The 20,853-nt window shown below is 62.7% G+C and carries 18 protein-coding genes; 9 read left to right on the top strand and 9 right to left on the bottom strand.

Features of this window, described 5'->3' with window-relative positions:
* Nucleotides 1-50: 50 nt before the first annotated feature.
* On the bottom strand, nt 51-872 hold the full coding sequence (locus tag ACS3WB_RS09695) for a uracil-DNA glycosylase (RefSeq protein WP_438275348.1): 822 nt from the start codon (nt 870-872) through the stop codon (nt 51-53).
* Between the two features lies 1 nt (nt 873).
* On the opposite strand from ACS3WB_RS09695, the gene ACS3WB_RS09690 reads away from it, so the two are divergent.
* The 4 genes from ACS3WB_RS09690 to ACS3WB_RS09675 all read left to right on the top strand — a co-directional run bounded on the left by ACS3WB_RS09690 (nt 874) and on the right by ACS3WB_RS09675 (nt 5,658).
* On the top strand, nt 874-1,056 hold the full coding sequence (locus ACS3WB_RS09690; RefSeq protein WP_438275347.1) for a hypothetical protein: 183 nt from the start codon (nt 874-876) through the stop codon (nt 1,054-1,056).
* A 3-nt stretch (nt 1,057-1,059) separates the two neighbouring features.
* Complete coding sequence (locus ACS3WB_RS09685; RefSeq protein ID WP_438275346.1) at nt 1,060-2,721, top strand: electron transfer flavoprotein-ubiquinone oxidoreductase; 1,662 nt, start codon at nt 1,060-1,062, stop codon at nt 2,719-2,721.
* A 186-nt stretch (nt 2,722-2,907) separates the two neighbouring features.
* Nucleotides 2,908-4,689 (top strand): tetratricopeptide repeat protein, encoded by a 1,782-nt coding sequence (locus tag ACS3WB_RS09680; protein ID WP_438275345.1) that lies wholly within the window; start codon nt 2,908-2,910, stop codon nt 4,687-4,689.
* Nucleotides 4,690-4,740: 51 nt separating this feature from the next.
* Nucleotides 4,741-5,658: a 4-(cytidine 5'-diphospho)-2-C-methyl-D-erythritol kinase gene (locus ACS3WB_RS09675; RefSeq protein ID WP_438275344.1), complete on the top strand. Its 918-nt coding sequence runs from the start codon at nt 4,741-4,743 to the stop codon at nt 5,656-5,658.
* Between the two features lie 206 nt (nt 5,659-5,864).
* Here ACS3WB_RS09675 and ACS3WB_RS09670 read toward each other — a convergent pair whose 3' ends face one another.
* The 3 genes from ACS3WB_RS09670 to ACS3WB_RS09660 all read right to left on the bottom strand — a co-directional run bounded on the left by ACS3WB_RS09670 (nt 5,865) and on the right by ACS3WB_RS09660 (nt 7,879).
* Nucleotides 5,865-6,194, bottom strand: coding sequence for a cytochrome c (locus ACS3WB_RS09670; protein ID WP_438275343.1), 330 nt, complete (start codon nt 6,192-6,194; stop codon nt 5,865-5,867).
* A 12-nt stretch (nt 6,195-6,206) separates the two neighbouring features.
* Entirely contained in the window at nt 6,207-7,415 is a 1,209-nt protein-coding gene (locus ACS3WB_RS09665; protein WP_438275342.1) for a molybdopterin-dependent oxidoreductase, read from the bottom strand.
* A gap of 215 nt (nt 7,416-7,630) precedes the next feature.
* Nucleotides 7,631-7,879, bottom strand: a complete 249-nt coding sequence (locus ACS3WB_RS09660; RefSeq protein WP_438275341.1) for a hypothetical protein — start codon at nt 7,877-7,879, stop codon at nt 7,631-7,633.
* Between the two features lie 370 nt (nt 7,880-8,249).
* Between ACS3WB_RS09660 and ACS3WB_RS09655 the strand changes: the two genes are divergently transcribed.
* Nucleotides 8,250-9,866: a glycosyltransferase family 39 protein gene (locus tag ACS3WB_RS09655; RefSeq protein WP_438275340.1), complete on the top strand. Its 1,617-nt coding sequence runs from the start codon at nt 8,250-8,252 to the stop codon at nt 9,864-9,866.
* A gap of 1 nt (nt 9,867) precedes the next feature.
* Here the strand turns inward: ACS3WB_RS09655 and ACS3WB_RS09650 are convergent, their stop codons facing one another.
* From ACS3WB_RS09650 to ACS3WB_RS09640, 3 genes are all read right to left on the bottom strand, one after another.
* Nucleotides 9,868-10,920, bottom strand: a complete 1,053-nt coding sequence (locus ACS3WB_RS09650) for a YcjF family protein (protein WP_438275339.1) — start codon at nt 10,918-10,920, stop codon at nt 9,868-9,870.
* Nucleotides 10,917-12,386, bottom strand: a complete 1,470-nt coding sequence (locus ACS3WB_RS09645; RefSeq protein ID WP_438275338.1) for a YcjX family protein — start codon at nt 12,384-12,386, stop codon at nt 10,917-10,919. The genes ACS3WB_RS09650 and ACS3WB_RS09645 overlap by 4 nt, the downstream gene beginning before the upstream one ends.
* A 366-nt stretch (nt 12,387-12,752) precedes the next feature.
* Nucleotides 12,753-13,607 (bottom strand): FAS1-like dehydratase domain-containing protein, encoded by an 855-nt coding sequence (locus tag ACS3WB_RS09640; protein WP_438275337.1) that lies wholly within the window; start codon nt 13,605-13,607, stop codon nt 12,753-12,755.
* Nucleotides 13,608-13,796: 189 nt separating this feature from the next.
* On the opposite strand from ACS3WB_RS09640, the gene ACS3WB_RS09635 reads away from it, so the two are divergent.
* Complete coding sequence (locus ACS3WB_RS09635) at nt 13,797-15,278, top strand: methyl-accepting chemotaxis protein (RefSeq protein WP_438275336.1); 1,482 nt, start codon at nt 13,797-13,799, stop codon at nt 15,276-15,278.
* A 113-nt stretch (nt 15,279-15,391) separates the two neighbouring features.
* Nucleotides 15,392-16,567, top strand: coding sequence for an isovaleryl-CoA dehydrogenase (locus ACS3WB_RS09630; protein WP_438275335.1), 1,176 nt, complete (start codon nt 15,392-15,394; stop codon nt 16,565-16,567).
* A 126-nt stretch (nt 16,568-16,693) separates the two neighbouring features.
* Here the strand turns inward: ACS3WB_RS09630 and ACS3WB_RS09625 are convergent, their stop codons facing one another.
* Together ACS3WB_RS09625 and ACS3WB_RS09620 are read right to left on the bottom strand one after the other, a co-directional pair.
* The gene (locus ACS3WB_RS09625) at nt 16,694-17,503 is read right to left on the bottom strand and encodes a DUF2927 domain-containing protein (protein WP_438275334.1); all 810 of its coding nucleotides are present in this window, start codon (nt 17,501-17,503) and stop codon (nt 16,694-16,696) included.
* A gap of 177 nt (nt 17,504-17,680) precedes the next feature.
* Nucleotides 17,681-18,244, bottom strand: coding sequence for a L,D-transpeptidase (locus tag ACS3WB_RS09620; RefSeq protein ID WP_438275333.1), 564 nt, complete (start codon nt 18,242-18,244; stop codon nt 17,681-17,683).
* A 222-nt stretch (nt 18,245-18,466) separates the two neighbouring features.
* On the opposite strand from ACS3WB_RS09620, the gene ACS3WB_RS09615 reads away from it, so the two are divergent.
* Nucleotides 18,467-20,014, top strand: a complete 1,548-nt coding sequence (locus ACS3WB_RS09615; RefSeq protein ID WP_438275332.1) for an acetolactate synthase large subunit — start codon at nt 18,467-18,469, stop codon at nt 20,012-20,014.
* A 120-nt stretch (nt 20,015-20,134) separates the two neighbouring features.
* Nucleotides 20,135-20,848 (top strand): metallophosphoesterase, encoded by a 714-nt coding sequence (locus tag ACS3WB_RS09610; protein WP_438275331.1) that lies wholly within the window; start codon nt 20,135-20,137, stop codon nt 20,846-20,848.
* Nucleotides 20,849-20,853: the final 5 nt, after the last annotated feature.

The raw sequence follows: 20,853 nt of genomic DNA, 5'->3' as shown, positions 1-20,853 counted from the left end.
AAATCAAAAAATAGGGCTCCGCTTCTGATTCCATCAGAAGCGGAAAGGCTCTATGAAGCCGTTTCTTCCAGCGCTGTGGCGATTGCGCGCAGGTCGAGCCACGCCATCCGCTTGTAGGATGGCGAGCGCAGAAGGTACGCCGGATGGAACGTCGCCATGGCGCGGATCGTTCGCGCACCGGTGTCGTAATCGAACCATTTGCCGCGGGTCTTCATGATCCCCTCGCGGGTCTGCAGCAGCGTCTGTGTCGAGGGATTGCCGAGCGTGACCAGAACGTCGGGATTCACGAGCTCGATCTGGCGCCGTATGAACGGCAGGCAGATCTGGGTTTCCTGCGGCGTCGGGGTCCGGTTGCCTGGCGGCCGCCACGGAATGACGTTTGCGATGTAGACGTCGCTGCGCTTGAGGCCGATCGCCGCGATCATCCGGTTGAGAAGCTGGCCCGAACGGCCGACGAAAGGCAGTCCTTCGATATCCTCGTCGCGCCCCGGCGCCTCGCCGACGAACATCAGCCGTGCCTGCGGATTGCCGTCGGCGAACACCAGCCGCGATGCGGTGAATTTTAGCGCGCAGCCCTCGAAGTTGTCGAGCAATGACCGCAGCGCCTCGAGGGAGGGAGCGGTGCGGGCAGCCTCGCGCGCGGATTCGATGGCGATCTCGGGCGGTGGCGCAATCCCGGCGCGAGGGGCGGCCGCGGCCGCGCGGTCGGGTGGTTGCCGTGCCGGAGCGGGGGTCGTTTCGGCTGGCGGAGCGATCGGCCCATCGCAGGCGGACAGGCGATCGACAGGTTCCTCCTCAAGCGCACAATCCACCCCGGCCTCGAGATAAAAGGCGATGAGGTCTCGAACTGTGGGCGCGGGATCGGAACTCATGATGGCATCCACGATTTTGGCGGAAACAACCTTGGCAGGGTTCAGCGCCGAAAGCCGGAAAGGCTTTCCATGGTTGTTCTCAGGCAAAAAATCGGAAACAACAAGGCTTGAAGGCATTCAAGCCCTGAAGCAAATCAAGCCCTGGATGCACGACAGACGCAGAGAGCGCCGGTTGCGGAAGTAGACCATGAGCAGTAACGAAGTGCCGCCCCGTGAATCCATGGATTTCGACGTCGTTATCGTCGGCGCGGGACCGTCGGGCCTGTCGGCTGCGATCCGGCTCAAGCAGCTCAATGCCGATCTCAGCATCGTCGTGGTCGAAAAAGGGTCTGAGGTTGGCGCCCATATCCTGTCCGGCGCTGTGATCGATCCGGCCGAGCTCGACGCTTTGGTGCCCGACTGGCGCGGCGACGCCGACTGCCCGCTGAAGACGCGGGTCAAGGACGACCGGTTTTTCTGGATGACGCCACGCAGCGCGATTCGGCTGCCCGGTTTCCTGATGCCGCCGCTGATGAACAATCATCACTGCTACGTTGGTTCGCTGGGCAACCTCTGTCGCTGGCTCGCACAGAAGGCGGAGGCGCTCGGCGTCGAAATCTATCCCGGCTTCGCAGCGACGGAAGTGCTTTACGACGAGAGCGGCGCGGTCCGTGGTATCGCGACCGGCGACATGGGCGTCGCGCGCGACGGCTCGCATAAGAGTTCCTACGTGCGCGGCATGGAACTGCGCGGCAAGTATACGCTGTTTGCGGAAGGCGCCCGCGGCAGCCTGTCCCGGCAGTTGATCGCCGGGTTTGGACTCGACAAGGCCTGCCAACCGCCGAAATTCGGCATCGGTCTCAAGGAGGTCTGGCAGGTCGATCCTGCCAGGCACAGGAACGGACTGATCCAGCACTCGTTCGGCTGGCCGCTCGACAATTCCACCGGCGGCGGCTCGTTCCTCTATCATTACGACGACGATCGCGTCGCGGTCGGCTTCGTCGTGCACCTGAATTACGACGATCCGTACCTGTCGCCGTTCGAGGAATTCCAGCGGTTCAAGACGCACCCCGCGATCCGCGGCGTGCTCGAAGGCGGTAAGAGGCTCGCCTACGGTGCGCGCGCCATCACCGAGGGCGGCTACCAGTCGGTGCCGCGGCTGACTTTTCCGGGCGGCGCGCTGATCGGCTGCGCGGCTGGTTTCGTCAACGTTCCGCGCATCAAGGGCGTTCACAATGCGATGGGGAGCGGAATGCTGGCCGCCGAGCATGTCGCGGCGGCGCTCGATGCGGGACGCGCCAACGACGAGATCGCCGGTTACGAGAACGCCTGGCGCGAATCCACGGTCGGCAGGGACCTGTTCAAGGTTCGCAACGTCAAGCCGCTATGGTCGAAGTTCGGCACCATCGCCGGTGTGGCGCTCGGCGGGCTCGACATGTGGACCAACACCCTGTTCGGCTTCTCGCTATTCGGCACCTTGTCGCACGCAAGGCCAGACCGTAAGACGCTTGATCCGGCGAAAGCGCACGCGCCGATCGCTTATCCGAAGGCGGACGGCAAGCTGACTTTCGACAGGTTGTCTTCGGTGTTTCTGTCCAACACCAATCATGAGGAGGACCAGCCGGTTCACCTGAGGGTTGCCGATATGACGTTGCAAAAGACCTCGGAGCACGACGTCTATGCCGGACCTTCGAGCCGTTATTGTCCCGCCGGTGTTTACGAATGGATCGAGGAGGACGATGGTCCGCGCTTCCAGATCAACGCCCAGAATTGCGTTCACTGCAAAACCTGTGACGTGAAGGACCCCAACGGCAACATCACCTGGGTTCCGCCCGAGGGCGGCGGCGGTCCCAACTACGAGGCGATGTGACCACGATTTTGTGAACGTCTGGACGCTGCCCCTTTTTAAGTGTCCCTTGATTTCCAGCGGTCCCAAAGACCCTCGCGCAAAGCCGACGCGAATGTTAGAAGCGTGCGTCGCGATGCAAGCCGGCGGCTTGCCCGCATTCCGAGACCGCAAAGGTCCGTCGTGAAACCTGGAGCTGAGCGAATCCCGATGTTGTCCATTCGTTTCAATCGCTTGGCGATCACCCTTGCCGCCGCGGCCCCGTTCGTGCTGTCGGGCCCGCTGGCGGCGCAGACGCCCGACCATCCGACCGATACCGCGCAGTTTCCCAGTGCGCGAGATTTGCGCAGCATGACCAAGGCGGGCAGCTATCTCGCCGCGCGCCATGCCAGTGTGGAGCGCGACGCCAAGTCCGCGGCGGCGTTCTACCGCACGGCGTTGCGCACCGATCCGAAAAACAACGAGCTTCTTGATCGTGCGTTCATCTCGTCGCTGGCGGAGGGCGACATCGGTGCCGCCGTGAACCTGGCCGACCGCATTCTCACCGTCGACAAATCCAATCGCGTCGCCCGGCTGGTCGTCGGCGTTCATAATCTCAAGTTGAAGAAGTACGCCGCGGCCCGGAAAAACATCAACCAATCGATCCGCGGGCCGATCACCGATCTGGTGGCGACGCTGCTGTCGGGTTGGGCCGACTATGGTGCCGGCGACACCAAGCAGGCCATCGCCAATATCGATTCGCTGACCGGTCCGGAATGGTATCCGATCTTCAAGGATCTGCATTCGGGGATGTTGCTCGATCTTGCCGGCCGGGAAAAGGAAGCCGGCGTTCGCCTCGAGCGCGCCTACAAGCTCGACGATTCCGCGCTCCGCGTGGCCGACGCCTATGCGCGTTGGCTGTCGCGCAACAAGGACGATGCGGCGGCGCTCGCCGTGTATGAGTCGTTCGACAAGAAACTGGCGCGGCATCCGCTGATCCTCGAAGGCATCAAGGAGACCAAGGCGGGCAAGAAGCTGCCGCAACTCGTCAATTCTCCGCAAACCGGCGCGGCCGAAGCCCTTTACGGCATTGGCGCGTCTCTGACCCGGCGCGGTGGCGAGGATCTGGCGCTGGTCTATCTGCAACTCGCGCTTTATCTCGCGCCCAATCATCCGATGGCGCTGTTGTCACTCGCCGATCTCTATGAGTCGGTGAAGAAGCCGCAGATGGCCATCGGCGTCTACGAGCGCGTGCCTGCCGATTCCCCGCTGAAGCGAAATGCACAGATTCAACTCGCGACCGATCTCGATGCCGTTGATCGCAGTGACGAAGCGATCAAGATTCTGAAGGACGTCATCGAACAGGATCCGAAGGATCTGGAAGCCATCATGGCGCTCGGCAATGTCGAGCGCGGCCGCAAGAAGTTCGCCGATTGCGCGAAGACCTATACCAAGGGCATCGACGTGATCGCCGAGGCCAAGGACAAGCCGAACTGGGTCTATTACTATTTTCGCGGAATCTGCGAGGAGCGTTCGAAGAACTGGGACAAGGCCGAGGTCGACATGAAGAAGGCGCTGGAAATTCAGCCGGAGCAGCCGCATGTCCTGAACTATCTCGGCTATTCCTGGATCGACCGCGGCACCAATCTCGACGAAGCCATGAAGATGATCAAACGCGCCGTCGATCAGCGGCCGGATGACGGCTATATCGTTGACAGCCTTGGTTGGGCCTATTACCGCATCGGCAACTACGAGGAGGCGGTCAAGACGCTTGAGCGCGCGATTAATCTCAAGCCCGAAGATCCGACCGTGAATGATCACCTCGGCGACGCTTACTGGCGCGTCGGTCGGACGCTGGAGGCGAAATTCCAGTGGTCGCATGCGCGAGATCTGAAGCCGGAGCCGGACGAACTGCCGAAGATCGAGGCCAAGATCGAAAACGGCTTGCCGCCGGACGACACGCCATCCGCGGCGTCGGCGGACAAAAAGAAGGAAGACGGCAAGGGCGGCTGAGCGCGGCAAAAATCAATTGATTCGCGCGCGGTTTTTGGATTTGACATCCGCATGACCGTCATCGGCGTTACCAGCATGAAATCGACCGAACCGGCGCTGAGCGAGCCCGCGCGCGCCAAAGTCAACCTGACGCTGCGGGTCCGGGGACGGCGCGTCGACGGCTTTCACGATCTCGAAAGCGTGGTCGCATTTGCCGATTGCGCCGACCGCCTCACCCTGACGCCGGGCGCGGAGCTCTCGCTTGTCGCCAGCGGTCCGCGTGCGCAGGAGTGCGGCGAGGTTGCAGACAATCTCGTGCTCAAGGCGGCGCGATTGCTCGGCGAGCGGGTCGCGCACCTGAAGACGGGTATTTTCGCGCTGGATAAGCATTTGCCGGTCGCGGCCGGCATCGGCGGCGGTTCGGCGGATGCGGCTGCGGCGTTGCGGCTGCTCGCGGGCGCCAACGGCATTGCGCTCAGCGATCCGGCATTGATGGAGGCGGCGCGGCTGACCGGCGCCGACGTGCCGGTCTGTGTCCGCTCGGTAGCCTGCGTGATGACGGGCGTCGGCGAAGTCCTGCAGCCGCTGGGTTTGCCGGCGATGCCGGGCGTGCTGGTCAATCCGCGCATTGCCGTCGCTACGAAGGACGTCTTCGCCGCGCTCGGCCTTCGGAATGGCGAACGGCACGCTGGTGTCTCCGATGGGATCGAGGCGATCGCATGGCCGGAGGCTGGCGCGCCGATCGGCGATTGGCTCGCCATGCTATCCGCCGGCTTCAACGATCTCGAAGCGCCCGCGATCCGCATTCAGCCGGTGATCGGGGAGGTGCTCGCGAGATTGCGGGCGACCGGCGCGCGGTTGTCGCGGATGTCCGGCTCGGGCGCGACGTGTTTTGCGATCTTCGGCGACGAGACTGAGGCGCTCCGCGCCGCGCAGACGATCCGGCGCGATCATCCGCAATGGTGGGTCCACGCCGGGACGCTGAGCTAGACCATAGCGTCTTTGAGCAAGACGCTAAGCTAAATAGTGTCTTCGAGCGAAGCATGGATCTCGATCCGGGTGGATACCGGTTCGCATAAGAAATGCGTCAAAATAACAATCTAGAACTTCGCTTCTGAGTCAGTCAAAAGCGAAAATGTTCTAAGACAACAGCGGCCGCGGAAATCCCGGATTTCCGCAGAATACCGCTCCCGGCATCAATAAGTTGCGGTCAGATAATCGACGATCTTGCCGACATCGGCCTCGGCGATCGGCGCGCCATACACCTTGATCATCTTGTTCACCTCCGCCTGCCAGAAATCCTTCTTGAATTTCGGGCCGCGCGGCTGGGTCTGGACGTAATCCGCTGAGTGACAGGACGTGCAGTTGGCCTTCACAACGTCGAGATTGGGGCCGGGCTTGAACTCCGCCACTTTATCCGGAAGCTTGTATGAGATCGGCTTGGCGCCGGCCGCGGTGGGACCGAGAGCGCTGCTCCCGGCCAGTCCGACGGCGGCGGCGAGAGCGAGAAGAACTGGACGCTTCATGACTTTTCTCCCTCAGGCCGCCGTCACGCGAACGGTCTCGATGACGTTGCGCATGTAACCGGCCGGATTCCATGTGGCCTCGGACGGTTGCACCTGGCCGCCGTTGCTGGTTGCGCGAACCTTCAATTCGTGCGGACCGGCGGTGAGCTTGACCGGAATCTTCCATTCGCGGAACGAGTATTTGCCATAGTTGCGGCCGAGCCGCGCGGCCTTCCAGGTCTTGCCGCCGTCGATCGACACGGCGACCTCCTTGATTCCGGTGCCGCCGTCGAATGCGATCCCCTTCAGAAGCTTGCCGCCGATTCCGACTTTCGCACCGTCGGCGACATTGGTGATGAAGGAGCGGACGTTGAACTTGTTGATGGGGACAGTTGCCTTCGGCGCGGTGCCCGGTTCGACGCAGGCGCAGGCGTCGTCGGGAATGCGGTAGGCCGTCTTCATCCAGAAATTGTCATAGACGCTGTCGATGACGGTGATCTCGTTGAGATGCTTGACCCAGTAGGTGCCGTAATATCCGGGAACGACAAGCCGGAGAGGAAAGCCGTTCAAAAATGGCAAATCCCGTTCGTTCATGAGATAAGCCAGCATCACCTCGCCATCGCGTGCGTGGTCGATGTCGAGCGCCTTGGCGAAATCCGGCGTCTTGTCGCTGACGGGGCCATCCATGCCGCCGAACACCACCTGTTTCGCGCCCTGCTGCACACCGGCCTGATCGAGCACGGTCTTGAGCGGCACGCCGCGCCAGCGCGCATTCCCCATCGCGCCGTTACCGAGTTGGCCGCCGGCGACGCGCGGATTGAAGAACCCGCGGCTGTTGCCCGAGCATTGATTGACGGCGACGATCTCCGTCGCCTTCATCTTTTTGATGTCCTTGAGCGACAGCTTGAGCGGGCGATCGACCTTGCCCTTGATCTCGAGCGTGAAGGTGTCGGGATCGATGTTGAGCGGGATGTCGGCAAGGTGATAGCGGACAAAGAAAGCGTCGTTCGGCGTGATCGGGCCTTCGTTGAAAACCGAGAATGGCGTTTCGAGTTGCGGCGGCCGGCTGGTGAGGCCGATCATCACCCGCTTTTGTGGATACTTCACCAGCGGACGTTCGCCGTTATCGAATGGCAGGGTCACGCTGTCGAGCGCGAAAGCCTTGAAAGGGGTCAGGCTGGCGGTTGCGCCAAGCGCCAGTCCGGCACCGACGCGTTTCAGCATCTCTCGTCTGTCGAGCATGGCTTCCTCCGAAGCTTTACGGTCGAGCCCGTCATCACGGGTTATCGATCTGCAAAGTCTCGCACCGCCAGACCGCAAGTCAATTGATGCTTTCGAGTGAGGGCTCGCCAAATCGATGAGTTTTCCTGCCTTCCGCGCGGGCGGATGATACCGCTACCGACGCGCAAAACCCCGGCTGTCGGGCAGCCGGGGTTTTGACCGAGTTGGATAGCGGATCAGTCGCAGACATTGATGGTGCGCAGACGGAAGCCGAAGGGGGTCGGCACGCGCCGCACCACATAGCAGCCTTCGTCATAGCCGCCGATATAGGCGACGCCGAAGCCGTGGCCGTAATGATGACCGAAATGGCCGAAGTGATGGTGATGATGCCCGCCCCAACCGTGCGCGGAAGCGGCTGAGGGCGATAGCGCCATCGCACCGAGGGAAGCAGCGGCAACGAGTCCAAGAGCAAGTTTACGAGACATGATCGTTCTCCTTAAATAAAGCGCGTGATGCGCGGGTTTCGGTTTCAATTCGCGTTCTGGTTTCCGGTTGCGGGCTCGTGCGTGCCCGTCGCAAGTTCGTCGCGTGCTTTCAAAATGCGGTTCGAAGAATCCGGCGAAGTAAAACCGACAATTTTCTGAATGGACGTTCAGACAAGCGGGGGTTCGGCCAGATGGGTGTGCGAAATCTCACACAGCGCAAATGCATCCGGAAATATGCCGCGAACCAAGCAGTGGGGCTGCCCTGGTTGGGCTGTCAGATTGACACCGGAAGCCGAGTGGTCAAAAACCTGAATAGCCGCCCCGGAGAACCATGCGGGGATGTGCGCTGAGCGTTGTCCCCGGCATCCAGATGACAATCGCAGACCTCGAAAAATCCGCGTTACAGCCGGAACGTCCGGCGCGTTCGTCGCTGCTGTGGATCGCGGCGTTGATCGCTGTGATGACCGCGATGCGATGCATCTTCGCGGGCACGCTGGATCTGAGGACCGACGAGGCGTACTACTGGACCTGGTCGAAGGAAAGCGCGCTATCCTTCCTCGATCACCCTCCGATGATCGCGTGGTTCATTCGGTTCGGCACCGCAATCTTCGGCGACACCGATTTCGGCGTCAGGTTTGCCGGACTGCTGGCGATGCCGGTCTCGCAATTGCTGCTCGCCGACATCGTCCGCCGCGTCACCCGCGACATCCGTGCCGCCGTGCTGGCGGTTCTGATGATGGAAGCGGCGTTGTATTACGGCCTGCTGATGGCGAAGGTCGCGCCCGATGTCGCGCTGATCCCGTTCGAACTGGCGCTGGTGTGGTCACTGGTGCGGCTCACCGAGAGCGGCGATCCGCGCTGGTGGCTTGCCGCCGGCCTCTTCGGTGGCCTGGGGCTGCTGTCGAAACTGACCGCATTGATGCTGATCCCCGCCGTTGTTCTTTTCATTGTCGTGCCGGACTGGCGCTTACGCTGGCTGCGCAGTCCGTACCTGTGGGTCGCGCCATTGATTGCCGTCGCAGTGTTCTCGCCGGTTCTGATCTGGAATTGGATGCACGACTGGGCCTCGTTCAGGTTTCAGTTCGTTCGCGCGACCGCGGCGCATGACATCATGCTGCGCACTGTCGGCGACTATATCGGCCTTCAATTCGGGCAGGTCGGACCAATCCTGCTGCCCGTGGTGCTGTTCAGCGTAGCGGTCACGGCATGGCGCGGATTTCGGCATCGCGATCCGGTTTCCGTGCTGTTATCGACAGCCGTATTGGTGCCGTTCGGTTACTTCCTCTGGAAATCGCTGACGCTTCGCGTCGGCGACACCTGGCCGATGTTCATCTGGCCGCTGGGATTCGCCGCAACCGCGATCGACATCGCGAAACGATCGCGCGAAAAATGGCCGGCATGGATCGCAAGATCGTCCGCGTTCTGGATCAACGCCGCGATCGCGTCGGGCGTCGTTATTGTCGTTGCGGTGTTTCTCTATTACGTCGTCAGCCCGTGGAATTTCATCGGCAAGACCGATCCGATCGGCGGCGAAGCCGGCTTCGCGCAAGTTGCGAGCCGCGCCGAAGATGAATTGCAGATCTCCGGGGCGACCTGGATCGCGACCGACGATTACCGGATCTATGCGATGCTGCGCTGGCATCTGAAGGATCGCGTCCCGGTGATCCAGATCAACGAACGCAGCCGCTTCCTGGGTTTCCGCGACCCCGGTCTCCAGCGGATCGCCGGGCATGCCGGGGTTTATATCGCCCGCGAACAGGACGGCGTCTCCCTTCTGGCCTCGACCGGCGCGGTGCTGACGCCTTTGGGCCGGGTTCAGCGGACCTGGCGCGGCCGGATCATGGACACCTATGTTCTGGAAAAGCTGACGGGCTGGACGCCCGATCTCTCGCCGCCGCCGGATTCTCGGTTCTACAAATGGCGGCAACTGGCGGAGAGCGAGACAGGTCGTCGTTATCCGACGCTCGCCGCCATCGTGATACGATAGTTCAGTCGTTGCTCCCGCGCTTGCGCAACAGGTCTTTCACAAGATCGCCAAGCGCCGGCCGCGGCAGTGCTGTGAACGGCATCGGGCGGGTGACGTCGATCGCCGCAAGGCCGAGGCGCGCGGTCAACAGGCCGTTGAGGACGCCTTCGCCCAGACGCGTCGACAGCTTCGCGGCGATACCCTGACCGAGCATCTGCTGGATCAAGGTGTCGCTGGCCGCCATGCCGCCGGTGATCGCGAGATGCGCGATGACGTGGTGCATCAGGCGGATCATCCCGAGCGTGCCGGGCCGTCCGCCATACAGCCGCGCGAGCTGCCGCACCAGCCGTATCGCCGCCGCGAAGACGAACAGCACGTCCACCACCGCGCGGGGGCTGATCGCGGTCACGATCGATACGCGCTGCGCCGCCACCGACACCAGCCGGCGCGCTTCCTGATCCAGCGGCGCCATCAGCTCGCGCTCGGCGAGCCGTACCAGGTCCGCGCCGTCAATGATGTCGGTGCCATGGCTTCGCAGCGCAGCCCGCGCCCGCGCAAGGTGCGGATTGTCGTGGGCGAGTTTCACCAGATCGCGCACGACCGTTTTCGCTCCGGTGCGATCGTCGGCGGCGATGGCGGCCAGCGCGCGCCGATGCAGGTTCTCGATGGTGGCGAGACGGGCCAGGGCCGCGATCTCGCGCGCGGCGATGACGATAGACGCAACCACGAACAGCGCCGCCAGCATCAGCCCGAGGAAACCCAGCCCCTCGCTGCGTGCGAACAGGTCGTGGATCAGGTTGATGACGCCGAGCACGGTGCCGAGCGCGATGAAGCCGGCCAGCGACGACCAGAACAGCACGCCCCAGCGAAATCCTTTCCTCGCCGGAACCGGAAGATTCTCCGGCGCCTCATCCTCCGGCAGCAAGACGGGCTCCGGCTCCGGTTCGGCTTCCGGCGTGATGTTGATGCTGCCGCGCGCAGGCCGGCTCGCCGCCTCCTCGGGATCCAGGACCACAACGAGCGGATCGTCTAGCTTGAATGTGACGGGGCGGCGCAGGCCGGAACGCTCACTCATTGCAGTCGGTCTCCGATCAGGAACTGAAGCGCCCGGTCGAGGCGGATGTGGGGCAGGGCCGGATCGCCCGTTCCGTTACCCTGGAGGCGTGGCGGACGAAAGCGCAGAAAGCGGAAATCAGTCTGGTCCATCGCCGACGTGGACAGTCCGCGGAACGCGCCGTTCCCGCTGAACAGGTCCTTGAGATCGGTGGGCAGGTCGCCCGGAAATGTTGCCACCTCGGTGTTGCCGTCGAGGGTCTCACCGTTGGCGAATTCGCCGGCCAAAGGGGTGCCGAGGATGGACGGCAGCTTCTCGCGACCGCACTGCACCTGCGCCTCGCGAGTGGAGCGGACGGCCGCGAGCGCGACAACGTCGATGGCGGCGCCTGCGACTTCGGCGCGTGCGACGGCGCGCTCGACGACGCGGCGCAGGATCGCCTCGAGCCGGTCATGGCTGGTGTGGTGCAGATGATCGGCCTTGGTGGCGGCGAACAGGATGCGGTCGATCCGCGGCCGGAACAGCGTGCTCAGCAGCGTCGAGCGGCCGACGCGGTAGCAGTCCAGAATTCCGGCGAGCGCGGCTTCGAGGTCGTACAATGCTTCCGGCCCGGCATTGAAGGCGGAAAGCGTATCGACCAGCACGACCTGGCGGTCGAGCCGCGAAAAATGATCGCGGAAAAACGGCCGGACCACGAGATCTTTGTAGGCCTCATATCGCCGCCGCATCATCGTCCATAACGATCCATCGGGCGCGATGCCGCCGGCGGGCAGATCGAGCGGCGCGAAGGTGAGCGCGGGCGAGCCTGCGAGGTTGCCCGGCATCAGGAAACGGCCGGGCGGTAGCAGGCTCATGGCGAAACGCTCGTCCCGGCAGCCCCGGAGATAATCGGTGAACAGCCGCGCGGCGACGAGCGTCGCCTGCTCGTCCTCGCGGGCCGAGGGCCGGAGCGTTGCGAGATGCGCGTGCCATGCTTCTGCGAGCCGCGCGCGCGGTTGTTTCCGCGACAGCGCCAGGCTTTCCGCAGACCATTGTTCGTAGCTCTTGTCGAGCAGCGGCAGATCGAGCAGCCATTCGCCGGGATAGTCGACGATATCCAGCGTCAGCGTCTGGTCCGAGCCGTTCTGCCGCTGATAGCCGATCACGAGCCGCAACTCGCTGATATCGACCGTCGAGTTCGGCCAGCGCCGTTCCGTGATCAGCGTGTGGACGTGTTGCTCATAGTTGAAGCGCGGCACCGCATCGTCCGGCTGCGGAGCAAGCTGCGCGCGCGCGATGCGACCGCTGGCGAGCGATTCAAAGACCGGAAACCGGCCGCCGCGCGACAGGCCATGCACCAGCGCGGTGATGAACACCGTTTTGCCGGCGCGCGACAGCCCCGTTACGCCGAGCCTGATCGTCGGGTTGAAGAAATTTTCGCCGTAATCCAGCAGCGCGCGGGCCGACAGACGCGCTTCTTCAACGATATCGGAAAAGCTGGAAACCATGTCGATGCAATGTCGATCCCGGACTATGGATTGGCGTGCAAATTGCGCCTGCGCAACCGGAAGGTGGCGATTTTCGGTCGAAAATCAAGTTTCGGCACGGAGACGAGCGGTACATCATTTGTGTTCAGATTTCGTTGACGGGTGGATCGGCGGCATTGTAGCGCCTTTCCGCTGGCGCAAGACACCGAAAATGTAGCCTGGGACAGAATTGGCGACGCCGCCGACTAGATCAAAAGACTTAACTCAGGAGGCTGAAACAGGCCTCGTTTATGTGAAGATTTGCTCGCGCCTCATGGCTGACGATCCTCTTCACCACTTCCGTGCAAAAAAAGCGCGTTGCGTCAAGCGAGTGCGGAACGAGCATTCTCACCATGTTGCAGTGCCCTTTATGGTGGGCATGCCGGCTGCATTTGCAGTCCAAAGCTCCATGCTGTCGCCGACCGCGCCGGCGTTGACGCTGAACTCGCCGCCGTCGACCAGCGGCTGCAGACCGCGATAGGTGAAGATCTTCGGCGTCTTGCCGCCGTGCAGCTTCGCGCCGAATTCGATCAGCAGCGAGGCCTGCAGCGGACCGTGCACGATCAGGCCAGAATAACCTTCGATCCGGGTCGCGTAGTCGCGATCGTAGTGGATACGATGGCTGTTGAAGGTCAGCGCCGAGTAACGAAACAGCAGCACCGGATCGGCGACATGGGTTTCGCGGTTTACCGGCGTCGATGCCGGCGTGGGCATTGCCGGCGCGGCGTTCTCGCCTTCTTTCGGCATTTCCCGATAGACGATGTCCTGGCGTTCGCGGAGCGCGAGACCGCGCTGCGTCGCAAATGCGTGATTGATCGCCACGAAGCACAACGTTCCGGTGCCGCCGGTCTTGACCGTTACATCCTTGATCGTCGAGGTCCGCGTAACGGTATCCCCGACACGCATTGGTTCGATGAAATTGATTTCACCGCCTGCCCACATCCTGCGTGGCAGCGGGACCGGCGGCAGGAAGCCGCCGCGCTTCGGATGGCCGTCAGGCCCCACATCGGACATCGGCACCACCGGCGGCGACAGACACCAGTGCGTCGCGAACGGCGCAGCGTCGCCTTCCCTGGGCGCACCGATGTCGAGGAATAACACCGAGCGCAATCCAGTCACCAGACGCGCCGTAACCACGTCGGTCTTTTCCTCGGAGCGTCCGATCCACTGTCGCAAATGATCGAGATCGAGCTCTTGGGTCATTTTACCGTCTTCGCTGATGCGGCCGCCTCTGGCCGCTGCGGCGGTACGACCCGTCGCGGCAGGGGCATAAATTTACCACACCCGACGCGCCACGGCGCATCGCGGAAAAAACTTTACAACTTAAGATTTCAGTAAATGATGTTTAACTACTAATTGTATATATCATCGCCGACATTGGGGGGCGATCATATGAGGTTTTCGAGGGCATCCCGCGACGCAAAGGCTCAACTTGACGCGCTGAACAGGTCTCAGGCTGTGATCGAGTTCCATCTCGATGGGACGATCATCACCGCGAACGCGAACTTTCTCAACGCCATGGGATACGCGCTCGAGGAAATCCGCGGCAAGCATCACAGCATGTTTGTCGAGCCGGAACGCCGCGACAGCCACGAATATCGTGAATTCTGGGCTGCGCTGCGTCGCGGTGAATATCAGTCCCGGGAGTTCAAGCGCGTCGCCAAGGGCGGGCGGCCGATCTGGATCCAGGCGTCCTATAACCCGCTGCTGGATCGTAGCGGCAAACCATTCAAGGTCGTCAAGTTCGCCACCGATATCACCCAGCGCAAACTGCGAACCGCCGATTGTGAAGGCCAGCTCAAGGCGATTCACAAGGCGCAGGCGGTGATCGAATTCAATCTCGACGGCACGATCATCACCGCGAACGAGAACTTCCTGACCACCCTTGGTTATCGGCTCGACGAGATCCAGAGGCAGCATCACCGGATTTTCGTCGAACCGGCCGAGCGCGACGGCGCGGCCTACAAGTCATTCTGGGATTCGCTCCGGCGCGGCGAATATCAGGCTGCCGAGTACAAGCGGATCGGCAAAGGCGGCCGGACGGTCTGGATTCAGGCGTCGTATAATCCCATCCATGATGCGGAGGGCGCGCTGATGAAGGTGGTCAAATTCGCCACGGACGTGACGGCGCAGGTCGAAGACCGCATGCGCCGCCTTGATTTGCAGAAATCCATCGACACCGATCTCGGCCAGATCACCGAGTCCGTTGCCGCGACCTCGCAGCGCGTGACCTCGGCGGCCGACGCGTCCACCCAGGCCTCCTCCAACATGCAGGCCGTCGCGGCCGGCGCGGAAGAGCTCGCGGCATCGGTCGGCGAGATCAGCCGCCAGGCTGCGGACGCGCTGGCGATTTCCCAGCAGGCCGTTACGCAGGCCAACGAGACCAGTTCCATCGTTTCCGGTCTTTCCACCGCGGCGCAGAAAATCGGCGACGTTGTCCAACTCATCAACAGCATTGCGGAACAGACCAATCTGCTGGCGCTCAACGCCACCATCGAAGCGGCGCGCGCGGGCGAAGCCGGTCGAGGGTTTGCGGTGGTTGCCTCGGAAGTGAAGAGCCTGGCCTCGCAAACCGCCAAGGCCACCGATGAGATCAGCGGCCAGGTCGCCGAAGTTCAGAATACCACCGGCGGCGCGGTCGCCGTCATCGAGGCCATCACCCAGACGATTTCGCGCATCAATGAAATATCTGCGGCCATCGCTGCGTCGGTGGAGGAACAGGCCTCCGTAACGCAAAGTATTTCTGCCAACATGCAGATCGCCGCGAAGGGCGTTGCGGACATCACCTCGAACATGAGCGAGATCGCCCATGTCACGCAGTCCGTGGATGTGGCGACCCGCAAGGTCAAGGACGCCTCGCGCGCGCTGGCGTAGCGGCGACATCGAGCGAAGAGTGCCGTCGCACCCTTCTCTCGATGCAATCGCCATGGCATGTTGCTCCCGGAAAAAGCGCGATCGGTCTTTGGTCGCGCGTGAGGGAGACCTCCGTGACTGGTTCCAATATCCCCGGCGACTTCAACTTCGACCTCGGCGAAACTGCGGTCGCGATCCGCGAGACGGTTCGCGACTTTGCTGTCAATGAGATCGCGCCGCGCGCTGCCGAGATCGACAGGACCAACCAGTTCCCGCGTGACCTCTGGCCCAAACTGGGTGCGCTCGGGCTGCATGGCATCACGGTTGAAGAGGACTATGGCGGCGCCGGCCTCGGCTATCTCGAGCATTGTGTCGTCATGGAGGAAATCTCGCGCGGCTCGGCTTCGGTCGGGTTGTCCTATGGGGCGCATTCCAATCTCTGCATCAATCAATTGCGCCGCAACGGCAGCGAAACGCAAAAGCGCAAATACCTGCCGAAGCTGATTTCCGGCGAGAATGTCGGCGCGCTGGCGATGTCCGAGGCCGGCGCCGGTTCGGACGTGGTGTCGATGAAGACCCGCGCGGACAGGAAAGGCGACCGCTACATTCTCAACGGCAGCAAGATGTGGATCACCAACGGACCCGTCGCTGAAACGCTAATGGTCTACGCCAAGACCGACGCCGCCGCGGGCGCACGTGGCATCACCGCTTTCATCATCGAAAAGGGATTCAAGGGATTTTCAACTGCGCAGAAGCTCGACAAGCTCGGCATGCGTGGCTCCGACACCTGCGAACTGGTGTTCGAGGATTGCGAGGTACCCGAGGAGAACGTGCTCGGCAAGACCGACGGCGGCATCGGCGTGCTGATGTCCGGCCTCGATTACGAGCGCGCCGTGCTCGCCGCCGGTCCGCTCGGCATCATGCAGGCCTGCATGGATGTGGTCATGCCTTACGTGCACGAGCGCAAGCAGTTCGGTCAGCCGATCGGCAGTTTCCAGTTCGTGCAGGGCAAGGTCGCCGACATGTACGTCACCATGAATGCGTGCCGCGCCTACGTGTATGCAGTGGCGAAGGCCTGCGATCGCGGCGAGACCACGCGCGAGGACGCGGCAGGGGCGATCCTCTATGCGGCGGAGAAGGCGACACAGTGCGCGCTGGACGCGATCCAGTTGCTCGGCGGTAATGGTTATATCAACGACTATCCGACCGGACGCCTGTTGCGCGATGCCAAGCTCTATGAAATCGGCGCCGGTACCAGCGAAATCCGCCGCATGCTGATCGGCCGCGAACTGTTCGAGAAGAGCGCGTAGCGATCCGTCACTCCGGGTGCGACGTCGTCGCAAACCCGGCATCCAGCACCGAAGCAGGTGTTGTGTTGCTGGATCCTGGATCGCCGCTGGTTTCCGGAATGACGGGGGATTCGCGATAAAAAGCTTTCACTCCAGCGGCAGGTCGTTGACCTTCGCAACCCATGCCCGCACGTCGATCATGACCTGCGGCAGCACCGCCTTGGTCTCCTGCACGGTCATGCCGGCCTTGATGCGCGGATCGTAGAGGATATTGAGGATGTACTGGTCGTAGATGTCGAAGAAGCCCATCTGGACGTCATCGTTGAACATGGTCCATGGCACGGAACTGGTGTCGTTGATGGGGCCGAGCGACTGCAGCAGTTCCTCGTAGGCGCAGTCGAGAAAAACGAAGTCTCCGTTGTCGACGGTCAGGATCACGTCGGAATGCTCGATCTCGAATGCCTCGTTCTTGCGGAAACCGGACAGGCATTGGGGATCGAGCGAGGTATGGATTTCGCGAGCGCGCCTGGCGCCGTAGAGCGCCGCGATGGTGCGATTGAGGTCGCGATCGCGGACGAGCCGGACGGTGACGTTGGCGGCATCGGCGTTGTCCGCCATGGCAATGTCCAGATGCCGAACGCGCCTTGCGATGTCGGCGACGACTTTCGCCAGTTGCGCCTTCCGGTCGGCACGATTGACGCCCTCCGCGGACACGCGCACCGGCCCGTCATATTTGCGGATGCGGTCGACCCGGCCGGCGAGGTGGTATTCAGCGCCGAAGGCGATTTTGAAGAATCCGTCGAGGATCTCGTGATCGGTGAAAATGCGTCTCTCGGCGTGCTGACGAGCGGCGGCTCCTGCAAACTCGGCGAAAGCGGGTCGCAAGGGGGCATGCGCGACGCAGGCGGCCGCTCCGATCAAGGTGGCGGCAACAAGCCTGAGCGAAGCGATATGCATCGCGGCCGGCCTCCTCAATCAACCCGCGCGGGACGCGCAAAGGTCATTCTCGCGTGGACGTCGCCCGCCGTTCCGCACGGCCCGTCGGAATTACGACGATTCCGGATCGAATCGATTCAGAATCATGAACGCGGTCGATTCATCCATCAGGACGTAATGCGGGGCAAATCCACGCCGCTAGTTATTGACCACGACCGTCGTGCCGACCGATACGCGGTCATAAAGATCCTTCACGTCCTCGTTCGTCATCCGGAAGCAGCCGGACGACACGGCCTGACCGATCGTTTCCGGTTCATTGGAGCCGTGGATGCGATAGAGCGTCGAGCCGAGATACATCGCGCGCGCACCGAGCGGGTTATCGATGCCGCCTTTCATGAAACGCGGCAGATCGGGCCGCCTGCGCAGCATCTGCACGGGGGGCGTCCAGCTCGGCCATTCCTTCTTGGCGCTGATGCGGTGAACGCCGCCCCAGCGGAAACCGTCGCGGCCGACGCCGATGCCATATCTCAGCGCCTGGCCGTTGGGGAGAACGAGATAGAGCCGCCGCTCGCTGGTGCTGATGACGATGGTGCCGGGCGCATATCGGCTGTGGAAATAGACAACCTCGCGAGGGATCGGATTTGCGGAGGTAAAATTGGGACTGAAATCCATGAAGTCGCGCGTATCGACGTATTGCGCGAAAGCGGACCTCGCATTGAAGGCAAGAAAAACGGCAATCAAAAGAGCCAAAACGCGCGTCATTGTATCCTCGCATCGATCGATCTCGTTGCGAGACAGGGCACAATTCGTCCGGTTTCGCAAGGCGCAGTCGCGTGAGAAGGATTCTTCCCGCGTAAACGTTGCGAAAAGGTATCAACATCCTCATGGAGCGGATTTGACACGCGGCACCTCGCGAGCCTTTGACGCACGGCTGGAACGATGTTGATCTCGGCTTCGTTCGAAGGACAGGAGCGGAGCGCAAGGATGAACGGTGCTGAAAGCCTGGTGCGGACGCTGGTCAAAGGCGGCGTAGACGTCTGCTTCGCCAATCCGGGCACGTCCGAGATGCATTTTGTCGCGGCGCTGGACCGGGTGGATGGCATGCGCTGCGTGCTCGGGCTGTTCGAAGGCGTGGTCACCGGCGCTGCCGACGGCTATTTCCGCATGAGGGGTGCACCGGCCTGCACCCTGCTTCATCTCGGTCCGGGTCTCGCCAATGGCCTCGCCAATCTTCACAACGCCGGGAAGGCCGGTTCCGGTATCGTCAACATCGTCGGCCAGCACGCGGTTGACCACGTCAGACACAATGCGCCGCTGACATCGGATATCGAGGGGCTGGCGCGGCCGATGTCGGATTGGGTCCGCACCTCGCCGGATTCGAAATCGGTCGCCTGCGACGGCGCGGCGGCGATCGCGGCTGCGAAAAGCACACCGCCGCAGATCGCGACGCTGATCCTGCCTGCCGATGCCGCGTGGAACGAAGCAGACGGTATCGCCATGGTGCCCGAGAATTCGCAGCGTCCGGGCTATTCGCAGCCCGCGGTCGATGCCGCGGCGAGGATCCTGCAAAGCAACGGCCGTGAGACACTGATGCTGCTCACAGGCAGCGCGCTGGGCGAGCAGGGACTGGCGCTGGCCGGCATGATCGCGTGCAGGACCGGCTGCAAGGTGATGGCGCAGACCTATAACGCGCGCATGGCGCGGGGGCGCGATCGCTTTTCCGTCGACCGCATTCCCTATGTGGTCGAGCAGGCGTTGCGCGTTCTGAAGCCCTTCAGGACCATCATACTGGTCGAAGCCGACGATCCCGTCGCGTTCTTCGCCTATCCGGACAAGCCGAGCCTTTTGAAGCCCGAGGGCTGCTCGGTGCATCGGATGACGGCGCGAGGCGACAATTCGGTGGCCGCGCTGGAAGCGCTGGCGGACGCCGCAGGCGCGAGGCGAGTGGATGCGAAGCCGCAAAAGCCGGTTGAACTCGTAGCGCCCACCGGAAAACTCGATCACGCCTCCATCGCGCAGGCGATCGCGCTGGCGATTCCGGACAACGCCATCGTGGTCGACGAGTCGATTACCACGGGCCGCGGGTTCTTTCCGCCGACGGCTGCCGCTGCGCCCCATGACTGGCTGCAGAACATGGGTGGTTCGATCGGTTTTTCGACGCCGGTGGCGACCGGCGCGGCGGTGGCCTGTCCCGATCGCAAGGTGATCTGCCTGGTCGGCGACGGCAGCGCGATGTACACGCTGCAATCGTTGTGGACGCAGGCGCGCGAGGGTCTCGACGTCGTCACCGTCATTTTCTCCAATCGCATGTATCAGATCCTGCGCGGCGAGTTCGACGGCGTTGGCGCCGGCGAGCCGGGTGAGCGGGCGATGGATATGCTGAGCCTCGATCGCCCAGGCCTCGACTGGATATTGCTCGCCAGGGGCATGGGCGTGCCGGGCCGGATCGTGACGACAACGGACGACTTCAACAAGGCGCTGGCGGAAGCGGTGGCGGAGAAGGGGCCGCGCCTGATCGAGGTGCGGATGTGACGCGGCCGGAGGGGCCGTTCACTTCTGATGGAATCAGAAGTGGCGCTCTACGGTTCTGGTAAAGATCGACTGATGCATCTCTGAGCGCGGAAGGGATGCGCGTTACGTGCGAGAGCTTTGATGAGTCTGACCTACGTCATCCCCGATATCCATGGCCGCTTCGACCTGCTGGGCGAGGCGTTGCATCGGGTTCACGCGCACGCCGCCGGCAACGGCGGTACGCTGGTGATGCTCGGCGATTACGTCGACAAGGGACCGGACAGCAGCAAGGTCATCGCAAGGCTGCGGCGCGGAATGCCGGACGGCTGGACCTTCGTTCCGCTCAAGGGCAATCACGATGCGATGATGATCGCCGCGTGGCGCGATCCGGCACAAATGACGCGGTGGCTGGAGCACGGCGGCGATGCGGTTCTGGAATCCTACGGCGGCGATCCCTTTGTGATTCCGGAGGCTGACATCGCCTGGCTGGAGGCTCTGCCGCTCCTGCATGTCGATGCGCATCGCGTCTATGTTCACGCCGGGCTCGATCCCGGCGTTGCACGCGAGGCGCAGCCGGAGTCCACGCTGCTCTGGAAACGCTATCCCAAAGGCGATGGAGCGGGCTTTGAGGGCCGCCACGTCGTGCACGGACACAATTCGTTTGCTCAGGGGCCGGAATTGTATGAAGGCCGCACCAATCTGGATACCAGGGCATGGCGGACCGGTCGTCTGGTGACCGGCGTGTTCGACGACGCGTTGCCCGGCGGTCCCGTCGATTTCATCGTGGTTCAGCTTCCGGCACAGGAACTCCAGGGACCAGAAAGCGCGGCCGGCTTCTTTCGTGGGATACCCTGATCGTT

Origin of the sequence: Nitrobacter sp., assembly GCF_051535215.1 — a bacterium.
GTDB lineage: Bacteria > Pseudomonadota > Alphaproteobacteria > Rhizobiales > Xanthobacteraceae > Nitrobacter.
The sequence above is the reverse complement of the archived record's forward strand: the minus strand, read 5'-3'. Positions and strand labels throughout refer to the sequence as shown.